10 protein-coding genes and 2 tRNA genes are annotated in these 11,006 nt (G+C 64.0%); 3 read left to right on the top strand and 9 right to left on the bottom strand.

Annotation, left to right across the window (positions count from 1 at the left end):
- Positions 1-462 precede the first annotated feature (462 nt).
- Positions 463-642: a hypothetical protein gene (locus CCR82_RS17435; RefSeq protein WP_201247090.1), complete on the top strand. Its 180-nt coding sequence runs from the start codon at positions 463-465 to the stop codon at positions 640-642.
- Positions 643-857: 215 nt separating this feature from the next.
- Here CCR82_RS17435 and zwf read toward each other — a convergent pair whose 3' ends face one another.
- Positions 858-2,333, bottom strand: a complete 1,476-nt coding sequence (gene zwf, locus CCR82_RS17440; protein ID WP_201247091.1) for a glucose-6-phosphate dehydrogenase — start codon at positions 2,331-2,333, stop codon at positions 858-860.
- A gap of 85 nt (positions 2,334-2,418) precedes the next feature.
- Between zwf and glgA the strand changes: the two genes are divergently transcribed.
- Positions 2,419-3,930 (top strand): glycogen synthase GlgA, encoded by a 1,512-nt coding sequence (glgA, locus tag CCR82_RS17445; protein WP_201247092.1) that lies wholly within the window; start codon positions 2,419-2,421, stop codon positions 3,928-3,930.
- Positions 3,931-3,990: 60 nt separating this feature from the next.
- Here the strand turns inward: glgA and panD are convergent, their stop codons facing one another.
- The 5 genes from panD to pcnB all read right to left on the bottom strand — a co-directional run bounded on the left by panD (position 3,991) and on the right by pcnB (position 8,309).
- Complete coding sequence (gene panD, locus CCR82_RS17450) at positions 3,991-4,371, bottom strand: aspartate 1-decarboxylase (protein ID WP_201247093.1); 381 nt, start codon at positions 4,369-4,371, stop codon at positions 3,991-3,993.
- Positions 4,372-4,586: 215 nt separating this feature from the next.
- Positions 4,587-5,462 (bottom strand): pantoate--beta-alanine ligase, encoded by an 876-nt coding sequence (panC, locus tag CCR82_RS17455; protein WP_201247094.1) that lies wholly within the window; start codon positions 5,460-5,462, stop codon positions 4,587-4,589.
- Between the two features lie 9 nt (positions 5,463-5,471).
- Positions 5,472-6,305 carry a 3-methyl-2-oxobutanoate hydroxymethyltransferase gene (panB, locus tag CCR82_RS17460; protein WP_201247095.1) on the bottom strand — a complete coding sequence of 278 codons (834 nt, stop codon included), beginning with the start codon at positions 6,303-6,305 and terminating at the stop codon, positions 5,472-5,474.
- 5 nt (positions 6,306-6,310) lie between these two features.
- A complete protein-coding gene (folK, locus tag CCR82_RS17465; RefSeq protein WP_201247096.1) occupies positions 6,311-6,907 on the bottom strand; it encodes a 2-amino-4-hydroxy-6-hydroxymethyldihydropteridine diphosphokinase in 597 nt (198 codons plus the stop codon).
- Between the two features lie 7 nt (positions 6,908-6,914).
- Complete coding sequence (gene pcnB / locus CCR82_RS17470) at positions 6,915-8,309, bottom strand: polynucleotide adenylyltransferase PcnB (protein WP_242513581.1); 1,395 nt, start codon at positions 8,307-8,309, stop codon at positions 6,915-6,917.
- Positions 8,310-8,418: 109 nt separating this feature from the next.
- Here pcnB and CCR82_RS17475 point away from each other — a divergent pair.
- Positions 8,419-8,493, top strand: a tRNA-Glu gene (locus CCR82_RS17475).
- Between the two features lie 61 nt (positions 8,494-8,554).
- On the opposite strand, the gene CCR82_RS17480 is transcribed toward CCR82_RS17475, so the two are convergent.
- The 3 genes from CCR82_RS17480 to CCR82_RS17490 form a co-directional block, all read right to left on the bottom strand.
- On the bottom strand, positions 8,555-9,430 hold the full coding sequence (locus CCR82_RS17480; protein ID WP_201247097.1) for a motility protein A: 876 nt from the start codon (positions 9,428-9,430) through the stop codon (positions 8,555-8,557).
- Positions 9,427-10,521 carry an OmpA/MotB family protein gene (locus CCR82_RS17485; protein ID WP_201247098.1) on the bottom strand — a complete coding sequence of 365 codons (1,095 nt, stop codon included), beginning with the start codon at positions 10,519-10,521 and terminating at the stop codon, positions 9,427-9,429. Before CCR82_RS17485 ends, CCR82_RS17480 begins: the two co-directional genes overlap by 4 nt.
- A gap of 115 nt (positions 10,522-10,636) precedes the next feature.
- Positions 10,637-10,712, bottom strand: a tRNA-Lys gene (locus tag CCR82_RS17490).
- Between the last annotated feature and the right edge of the window lie 294 nt (positions 10,713-11,006).

An 11,006-nucleotide genomic window follows, 5' to 3' on the forward strand; every position in this document is an offset into this window, starting at 1 on the left:
AAGCACTCCGTACAATCAGCATTGCGGTCACTGAAAGAAGAAACCGAGCTGATCAAGTCGTTCTTCAAGCTCCCGTATACTCAGTATGCGCAATGAAAGTGTCCGGATAATTGTTAACTGGTCAATAGAGGCATAGCGTTTCTCCTGTTCAGATCCTTTTAGCATAGGGCAGGCACCACCATAGCGCCCGCCATGTTGAGCGTCTGTACACAAGCGCACAGAGCAAGGAACATCACCGTCCTAGTCTGGACCGACCGGCTCTCGCGGACTCCGCCATCTCTGGTTCCGATGCTTTCGCATCTCTGTTAACCTTGTCGCCCCCGATCGTCATACGGCGGTAACCCTCGTCTACCCCAGGTCTCGGGCCGCTGCGGACTTACAGGGGGCGCTTGGGTTTCACTACTCTGCAGTGAGATCAAGACGACATCGGCCTCACGGGCCGTCACTTGAGGAGAAACGTTGATGAGATCACTAGTCCTGTTGTTTCTGTTCGCCATGGTTGTCGCTGGAATCGCCCTTTACTTTAAGGGCCATGCCAATTCGGTGAACCTCTACCACATCTGTGACAAAGAGGTGTCCTGGTACGACGCGATGTTCTTGGATTCGATCAAAGACAAGTCCGGCTGCGAGAAGTATCAATAACTCGCTGACGGCGCCGGACAGCCGCCGCCGGCGCCGCAAGCGCCTGCCCGCCGATCACAAGCAGCGAGCAGGTTGCCAAAACCACGGGAAGGCGTTTCGGCTCATGGGGCCAAGTGTGTGAGACCTTGCTATGAGACCTTTCCAATTGTAGAAAATTGGTGATAATGAAGTACCGCATAGCAAAAAACTTTCGCTCTTTTCGCTTATATCGTGACTCAATCATCAAGGCCGTTGCGCCAGTCTTGGTCGTCCTTGTCGAACAACCGCGTCGCCTCGGCCGGCCCCCAAGAGCCGGCTGGATAGGTGTGGATGAAGTTGCGTTCGGTGGCCCAGAGTTTGAGGATCGGATCAACGATGCGCCAGGCGTAGTTGACCTCATCGTAGCGCAGGAACAGCGAATGATCGCCCTCGATGGTGTCCAGGAGCAGCGCCTCGTAGGCATCGATCTGCTCGCTGCCCATGAAGCAGGTGTTGGCGTCCAGGCGTTCGGTGACGGTGCGCATCTCGAGCCCGGCCTGCTTCACCTGCAGCTCCATGCGAATACATTCAGTGGGCTGGATATTGATCAGCAGCCAGTTTGGTTCCAACCGCGCGATCGGGGTGTCCTGGAACAGTTGCTGCGGCGGATGGCGAAAGCGGATGCTGATCAGCGAATCGGTGCCACTCATGCGCTTGCCGGTGCGCAGGTAGAAAGGCACGTTGCGCCAGCGCCAGTTGTCGATGTAGAGCTTGAGCGCGGCATAGGTCTCGGTGGCGCTTTGCGGATCAACACCGGGCTCGTCGAGATAACCGGCGACCCGCTCACCATCGACCTCACCGGCTCGGTACTGGGCGCGAAAGGCCTGGGCATGCACCGCCTGGCGACTGATCGGACGGATCGAGCGCAGCACCTTGACCTTCTCGTCGCGCAGGGCCTCGGCATCCAGGCTCGGCGGTGGCTCCATCGCCACCAGTGTCAGCAGTTGCAGCAGATGGCTTTGGATCATGTCGCGCAGGGCGCCGACCCCTTCGTAGAAACCAGCCCGGGAATCGATGCCGCGTGACTCGGCATGGGTGATCTGGACATGATCGATGTAATTGCGATTCCAAAGGGGTTCAAGCAGCAGGTTGGCGAAGCGGAACACCAGCACGTTCTGCACCGTGCTCTTGCCGAGATAATGGTCGATGCGGAAGATCTGCTCCTCGCTGAAGTGCCGGTGCAGATGCTCATCGAGGATCTCGGCGCTCTCCAGGTCATAGCCGAACGGTTTCTCGACCACCAGGCGCGCCCAGCCATCACGCTGCTCGTTGAGCCCCTGCGCCGCCAACCCATCGACCGCATGGCCGTACTGGCCCGGAGCAATGGCTAGATAAAAGATCAGATTGCGTGCAAAACCCTCGTTGCCGCGCAGACGCTCGGCGAGCCGCTCGAAGCCCGCCCCATCGGTGAGATCGCCCTCGACGAAGAAGAGCCGCTCGAGCAATCGTTGTAGCGCCGCCTCATCGAGCCCACCGCGCGCCGAGTGCTCGACGCAGCCGCGCACCTCGTCGCGCCAGTGCTGATCGCTCCAATCGCGCCGCCCGAACCCCAGCACCCGCATCGAAGGGGGCAGATGACCCGCCACCTCCAGGTGATAAAGCGCCGGCAACAGCTTGATGCGCGCAAGATTCCCGGTCGAGCCAAAGATCACCAATGTACAATCCGCCTGCATGCGAGCCCCCTCAAGATAAACGTTGTATGCTAGGTTCAATGGGTGAGACCCGTTAATAAACATCACAAGCCTCGGACCCGATCTCATGTCCCCTTCTCTCGCTCGCGGCGGCCAAGCCGTTCTGTTCGCCAGTAGCGAAGCGCACCCGCTGGTCAAGACCGGCGGTCTCGCCGATGTGGCTTCCAGCCTGCCCGCCGCGCTGCGAGAGCTCGGCCACGATGCCCGCTTGATCATCCCGGCTTACCCGCAGGCCAAACGCCTGGTGCGCGAGTTGCGGGTGCTCAGTGAACTAAGTCTCAAGAATACCCAGGGGCCGGTGTCGCTGCTCGGCGGTTTGCTCCCGGACCGCGATCTGCCGGTCTATCTGGTCGAGGCGCCGGCCTACTTCTGCCGCGAGGGCAATCCTTACACCGACGTCAGCGGTGGCGACTGGGGGGACAACCCAGAGCGCTTTCTGCTCTTCGCGCGCGTGCTCGCGCGCGTGGCGCTCGGCTTGCCCACGCTCGATTGGCGCCCGGATGTCCTGCACTGCAATGACTGGCAGACCGGACTCGCGCCCGTCTTCCTGGACCGCTACGAGGAACGACCAGCGGTGGTCTTCACGGTGCACAATCTGGCTTATCAGGGCGTGTTCGAGCGCGCGACCTTCGATCGGCTCGGGCTCCCGCCGGCGCTCTGGTCGATCGGCGGGGTCGAATTCCACCAGCGCATGTCGTTCCTGAAAGGCGGCCTCGTCTTTTCCGATCGCATCAACACCGTCAGCCCGACCTATGCCACCGAGGCACGCACGGCCACTTACGGCTGTGGCCTCGACGGCCTGCTGAGACAGCTCGGCAGTCGCTTCCAGGGCATCCTGAACGGCATCGATTACCGCACCTGGGATCCGCTACAGGATGCGACGCTGCCACAGAATTACGGCCGTGACAGCCTGGAGCTGAAAGCCGCCAATAAGGTCGCGCTGCAGCACCATTTCGACCTCCCGCACGCCGAGCACAGCCTGGTGCTCGGCCATGTCGGCCGGCTGGTCGAGCAAAAAGGCGTCGATATGATCCTGGACCTGTTGCCCCGGCTCTTGGCGCAGGGCGATGTGCAACTGGTGATGCAAGGCGAAGGCGAGCGCGCGCTCGAGCAACGCCTGCTCGAACAGGCCGCGCATTACCCGAGCCAGCTCAGTGTGCGCATCGGCTATGACGAGGCGCGCGCGCACCTGATCGAGGCTGGCAGCGATCTGTTCCTGATGCCCTCGCGCTTCGAGCCCTGCGGGCTCAATCAGATGTACAGCCTGCGCTATGGCACGGTGCCGATCGTGCGTCGCACGGGCGGGCTCGCCGACACCGTCGTCGATACCAACCCGCATACACTCGCCGGCAACGAGGCGACCGGCTTCCTGTTCGACAGCCCTGATGCCGAGGCCCTGTGGGACGCGCTCGAGCGCGCGCTCGATCTCTATCACCAGGCGCCCGAGCGTTGGCGGCAGTTGATGCAGACCGGGATGGCGCAAGATCTGAGCTGGGAGGCCAGCGCCAAGCGCTATGAGCTGTTCTATCAAGAGGCACTCGGCGCGCGCCTCGAGCAAAACGAGGCGCTTTCGGCCTGAGCGGGTGTCGCCGCCGCGCCCCGCAGCTAGGAGTGCACGGCAGGCAGGGGCAAGGCGTCTTCAGGCCGCCTGAGCCGGGATCTGGTGGCCGAGCCGGGTCACCTGATTGTGCTCGTCGCAATACACCAGCGTTGGCTCGAACTGGGCCGCCTCGTGCTCGCTCATCCCCGCGTAGCAACAGATGATGAGTCGATCGCCCGGGCTCGCCTTGTGCGCAGCGGCGCCGTTGATCGAGATCACGCGCGAGCCCGCTTCGGCGCGAATCGCGTAGGTGCTGAAGCGCTCGCCATTGGCCAGGTTGTAGATGTGCAGTTGCTCGAACTCACGGATGCCGGCCTGGCGCATCAGGTCTTCGTCGATGGCGCAGGAGCCCTCGTAGTCGAGCTCGGCCTGCGTCACGCACACGCGATGAAGCTTGCATTTGAGCAGAGTGAGTTGCATTGGTCATCATCTCCCTGGGCAACGGCCTTCTGTCATCACTACGGGCCCGTCGGCACAGAATCTCCGCGCCGAGGTCAGGACAGTCATGGTCAAGATGGGGGCATGCTTGCACCGGCGGATGGGCGGGACAGGCGTGCGAGCGGTGTTGGTCAGCGTGTCGGTCGGCAGCGGATGCTGCAGTGCAATATATTCTATCGCCTCAACCCGGCCGCTGGCTAGGCAAGGGAGGCATCGAGATCACAGGCGAGGTTGTCGATCAGGCGGGCGCGCCCGAGCCGGGCCGCAGCGAGGATGATCAGCGCGCGATCGTCCGGAGTGCCCGGCGCGGGCGCGGGCTTGGCGAGATCTGAGCGCCGCCGCACGCTCACATAGTCCGGCTCGAATCCGGCCGCCGCGAGCGCCTGCTCGGTCTCGTGCTCGACGGCCTCGCAGCTCACACCGGCGCGCAAGCGCGTCGCCGCCGCGACCAGGTTGGCATGCAGCCGTGGCGCGATCGCACGCTCGGCGGCGTTGAGATAGCTATTGCGCGAACTCATCGCGAGTCCATCTCGCTCGCGCACGATCGGCGCGCCGACGATCTCGACCGGCAGATTCAGATCTGCGACCAGACGGCGGATGATCAACAGTTGCTGGAAGTCCTTCTCACCGAAGATGGCGACCTCCGGCTGCACCATGTTGAGCAGCTTCGCGACCACGGTAGCGACACCGCGAAAATGGCCCGGTCGGCTGGCCCCACAGAGCTGATCGCACAGCCCGGGCACCTCGATCGCCGTCTGGCCCTCACGTCCACGCGGATAGACCTCGGCCTCCGAGGGCGCGAACAGCAGATCGCAGCCGGCATCGCGCAGCATGTCCGAATCGCGCTCCAGGGTGCGCGGATACTGGCTGAAATCCTCGCCCGCACCAAACTGCAGCGGATTGACGAAGACGCTCGCCACCACCCGATCGGCGCGCGCCCTGGCCTCACGGATCAACGACAGATGGCCAGGATGCAGGTGGCCCATGGTCGGCACCAGGGCAACGCGAAGACCCGCCTGGCGCCATGCGCTGCGGCGCCCGCGGAGCGTTTTCAGTCGTTCAATGTGTTCCATCGATCAGGCTCAGGCCAGGGTGTGTTCGGGGGCCGGAAAAGCGCCTGCCTTGACAGCGGCGACATAGGCCCGCACCGCCGCCTCGATGCTCACCTCCGCCTTGTCATTGGCACCGTCATCCGCGCGTTCGGCGAGGAAATTCTTGCTGAAGCGCGGCGCCTTGCCCGGCGTCAGCCCGAGGATATCGTGCAGCACCAGCACCTGGCCGTCGCAGCCCCGGCCGGCGCCGATGCCGATCACCGGGATGTGCAGCCGTTGCGCCAGCGCCGCTGCCAGGGCGCTTGGCACGCATTCCAGGACCAGCAGCGAGGCACCGGCCGCTTGCAGCGCGAGCGCATCGGCCTCGATGCGCGCCGCCATCTCGGCATCCCGGCCCTGCACCCGATAGCCACCGAGCTGATGGATCGACTGTGGCAGCAACCCGAGATGGGCGCAGACCGGGGCGCCGAACGCGGTCAAGCGCGCGACGGTCTCGGCCAGCGCCTCGCCACCCTCGAGCTTGACCATCGCCGCGCCGCCCTCGCCCATCAGGCGCGCGGCAGCCTCCAAGGCCCGCTCCGGGGTCGCGTAGCTCATGAACGGCAGATCGGCGATGACCAGGCTCTGCTCGGCGACACGGGTCACGCAGCGGCTGTGGTAGACCATCTGATCCAGGGTCACGGGCACCGTGGTGGAGTGGCCTTGGACCACCATGCCGAGCGAATCGCCCACCAGCAGCACCTCGACCCCGGCGCGCTCGAGCAGCTGCGCGAAGGCGGCGTCATAACAGGTCAGACAGGCGATCGGCTCGCCGCGCTGCTTGCACGCGCGCAACGCCGTGGTGGTGATGGTTGCAGTGGGCATCAGGCTCAGAGGCTCCCAGAGCGGCGGGTGTCGAGGCGTGGCGCCTGCGTGCGCACCGGCACCACGGTACGGGCCTCGTCGGCGACCACGGCCAGCAGCGCATCCAACGGACCCTGTCCAGGGATGTCGAGCCGGGGCGGTGCGATGTCGGCGAGCGGCACCAGCACGAAGGCGCGCGTCTGCATGTGCGGATGTGGCACGCGCAGGCCCGGCACATCCAGCTCGCGATCGGCGATCAATAGAATATCCAGATCCAGGGTACGCGGGCCCCAACGGCGGCCGGTGCGGATGCGCCCGTGATGGCGCTCGATCTGCTGCAGCGCCGAGAGCAACGCCAGCGGCTCCAGCGCTGTCTCCAGGCAGGCGACCGCATTGATGAAATCCGGCTGATCGGCGGGACCGACGGGCGCGGTGCGATAGAGCGGCGAGACGGCGGCCAGCCGCGACTGCGGCAGGCGGCGTAGTTCCAGCAACGCCTGCTCGACCTGATGGCGCGGATCGGCGAGATTGGCGCCGAGCCCGATGTAGACCGGCAGGCGCGGCGGACACCCAGCCGCTGCCGCCTCGATCGCTGGCGAGGCCGTCGCGGGTGACTCCCGCATGGGCGACTCACTCATTGGCCTGGCCGTTGCGCGGTTGCGCCGTGGTCGCGACGCCCGCCTCGCTGGCAGCCTCCTTGCCAGCGCTCGCCGCCACCGCCTCTCCTTTCGCCTTCGGCTTGCGCTTGCGCCGTTTGCGTTTGCGCGGGGCTGAGCTGCTGAGCATCCTGGTGCGCTCGGCGGCATCGACGTCCTGAAAGCGTGTCCACCATTCGGCGAGTTCGGGATCGGTCTCGCCGGCCTCGGCGCGCAGGAGCAGGAAATCATAGGCCGCGCGGAAGCGCGGATGACTCAGCAGCACCAGCGGGCGCTTACCCTGGCGGCGTTCGAGCCGCGGCTGCAGGGCCCAGATCTCGCGCATCGGCAGCGCGAAGCGTTTCTGAATCGCCACCCGCCGCTGCTGGGCCGAGGCGACCTCGTGGGAGGCCAGCGCGATAGCCTCGGCCGAGGCCATGCCCTCGGCCAGCAGGGCGTGGTAGCGCAGCCGCACTGGCTCCCATAGCAGCACCGCGAACAAGAACGCAGGAGCGACGGGCTTGCCCTCGAGGATGCGCCGATCGGTGTTATCGAGCCCGCGACTGACGAAGGTGATCGGGAAGTCGTGCTCCTGGCGCGCGAGGCAGGCATCGGTCTCGGGGAACAGCTGCGCGAACAGATCATGGTGGCGCAACTTCTCGAAGGCCTGCAGCGCATACCCGCCGTGGAAGAGCTTGAGCGCCTCCTCGAACAAGCGCGCCGGCGAGATCTCGCCGAGCAACCCGGCGAGCTCACGGATCGGCGCGGCGCAGTCTGGATCGATGATGAAGCCGAGCTTGCAGGCGAAGCGCACCGCGCGCAGCATCCGCACCGGGTCTTCGCGGTAGCGGGCCACCGGATCAGCGCCGATCAGGCGCAGGCGCCCTTGCTCGATATCGGCGAGCCCGCCGGCGTAGTCGACCAGCGAGAAGTCGGCGATATTGTAGTAGAGCGCATTGACCGTGAAGTCCCGGCGCAAGGCGTCCTCGGTGATGCTGCCGTAGACGTTATCGCGCAGGATCATCCCCTGCTCGGTGACCTGGGCCTCGGTCTCGCTGCCGCCCTCGGCATTACTGCCGCGGAAGGTGGCAACCTCGACGATCTCACGCCCAAAGAAGACATGCGCGAGTCGGAACCGCCGCCCGATCAGCCGACAATTGCGAAAGACGCCGCGCACCTCTTCCGGCGTTGCATCGGTGGCGATATCGAAGTCCTTCGGCTCGTGGCCGAGCAGCAGATCGCGCACGCCACCACCGACCAGATACGCCTGGAACCCAGCCTGCTTGAGGCGGTTGAGCACCTTGAGCGCGTTCGGGCTGATGTGGGCGCGCGAGATCGAATGCTCAGGGCGCGGGACGATCAGAGGCTCGGGAAGAGTGTCGGAGAGCAAGCGGACCAGGGTTCCTTAAAGGTGAGGGTAATGACTGAACCGATGCGGCGATTTCGACTTGAGCGCGCCGGCAACCTGCGTATAATACGCGATTCTTCGCATCGCTTCCGCTCCCTTCGTCTAGTGGTTAGGACGTCGGCCTCTCACGCCGGTAACAGGGGTTCGAATCCCCTAGGGAGCGCCACCTTCTCTCGCTAGGCCCGCCTAGCCACCTGCATGCAACCCGGCATGCATCCCGGTATCCATCATGGACGGTTGGCTTGGGCCGCCGCCTCTCCGGCCGCTGTCCGAGATCCCATTTCAGCAATCGTCTTTCCATGTAATGCCTGGTAGCGATCGCGAATCTCGAGCAGACTAGGCGATGCGTCGGTGCGCCCCGAGGGCGTTAGGAACGACTCCAGCTTCTTGGTCAACTTGATCGTGTTGTGCTGCTCCTGCAGGATCGCCATCACACCGTCACTAATCAGCATCTGCAGCATCAGCTCCTTCTCGGTCTTGGCATGGATGCTCTCCGCGACCGGCATCAGCAGGAAGTTGCCGAGCACGATCCCGTACAGGGTCGAGGTCAGGGCAATCGGGATAGTGCTGATGATGACCTCGGGATCACCGATCCCGGTCAGCATCCCGATCAGTCCGACCACCGAACCGGCCACGCCGAAGGCGGGCGCCAGCCGTCCCATGTGCCGGAACAACTTTTCATGCTGCGCGCGGCGCTGGCGGAAATAGTGCATCTCGGTGGAGAGGATTTCCTGCACCTCGGCGGGCCGATAGCCATCCACGAGCATGCCGAGGGCCGAGCGCAGGAAGCTGATCGTGGTCTGATCCTCCAACTCCTCGAGCGCCAGAATCCCTTGGTAGCGGGAGCGCACCGCCATGTCCAGCAGCGAGTTGATGATCTCGTGCTCGGTCGGCAGTTTGCGTGTGTAGCTGTTGCGGGCGACGAAGAACGCGGAGCGGATGTCGCCGATGGGATAACTGAGAAAGGTCGCGCCCAGGGTGCCGGAGATGACGACACTCAGACCGACCAGATTCACGAACAGGCCGGCATCGTTTCCGAGTGCGAAACTGGCGACGAACAGCGCCCCGAAGAACACTGCGGCCAGATAATTCAAGATACTCATTCCGCCGTCTCCTTGGGCTCGACCTCGTCTCGGGTAATGATGATCTCCACGCGCCGATTGAGCGCGCGATTAGCGGCCGTGGTGTTGGGAACTGCGGGTTCGATCTCGCCGCGTCCGATGACGGTGAAGCGGCGCGGATCGATGCCGGCGCTGTCGATGAGATAGCGCGCCACGCGCGCCGCCCGCGCGGCCGATAGCTCCCAGTTACTCGGAAACTGCTCCGTATCCATGGGATTGTCATCGGTGTGCCCGATCACCTGCACGGCGAAGGGGGTCTGCTCGATCACCGCTGCCAAGCGATCGAGGAACTCCAGCACCTCGGACTGCAGCGTCGCCTCCCCGAGTTCGAAGAACATCGGCCCCTGCACGCTGACCTTCACCGATTGATCCTCCATCAAGACGACCTCGACGTTGTCGATGCGTGCCTCGCGGATCGCATCCTGGCTGCGCGCGAATACATTCAACCACATCAAGGGCTCGAAACTCGGCCGCGGAATCGGAAGTGGTTCCGGCTCAGGTTCCGGCTCAGGTTCCGGCTCAGGTTCCGGCTCAGGTTCCGGCTCAGGTTCCGGCTCAGGTTCCGGCTCAGGCTCGGGCTCGGGCTCGGGCAGTGGCACCGGCTCGGGTTCAAGCATCGGTTCCAGCTCGGGTTCCGGCTCAGGTTCCGGCTCAGGCAGTGGCACCGGCTCGGGTTCAAGCATCGGTTCCAGCTCGGGTTCTGGCTCAGGTTCGGGCTCAAGCACCGACGCGGGTTCAAGCTCGGACTCAGGCTCCGTCTCGGGGATCAGCTCTGCGACGATCTTTTGGTGCTCGGCGGCTTCGATGAGTTCGAAATTCGTCCGCATCTGCTGTGTCATCAGCACCGCGAACAGCACGAACATCACCATCATCAAGTCCGACCAGGGCAGCGACCAATGATTACCGCCGTGCCAATCGTCCTGAGCAGTCGCTCCGGGGGGCTCGCGCAGCCAGGTCTTCGGCCCACCTGGAATAATCTCTTGCGCCTTTGCCCCATCCGCAGCCTGCTGGCCATCGACACCTAAGGGGGCATCAACATCAAATCGTTCGCCCCTGCGGCTCGGATAGGACATTGGTATCCTACTCTTCAAAGGTGAAGATCAGTGGGGGTGGAGAATAGCGGCCTGAACCTAGGATGGGCAGCATGAAAAAAGGCCCGCGGAGCATGCACCGCGAGCCTTCAAGAGCTGGTGGGCCGTGTAGGATTCGAACCTACGACCAAGGGATTAAGAGTCCCCTGCTCTACCAGCTGAGCTAACGGCCCCGACTTGTCCGAGAATCGCAGCATGTGCATCCTGTCTCAGACGAAGCCCTTCATTATAGAGCAGTCTTCCCCGCCGCGTCCAGCCTATAAGCCCCTCCAATCAGGGCGAAACCGTTCTGACTCTGACTGACCAGCAGTTGAGGGATTTACCCTCGATTCTGGACAATTCCCTTCGTCTGGTCCAAACTGCCCGCCACTGTTGGTTGGCGAGGTAGCGGCGTGAACGTGCACGACATCACCCTGCGCCCGGTCGCGCACGAGGAAGAGCCGCGCTTCAAAGCGCTGCTTGATGCG

The sequence above is a fragment of the Halochromatium salexigens genome, assembly GCF_016653295.1.
In the GTDB taxonomy this organism is placed as follows: Bacteria; Pseudomonadota; Gammaproteobacteria; order Chromatiales; family Chromatiaceae; genus Lamprobacter; species Lamprobacter salexigens.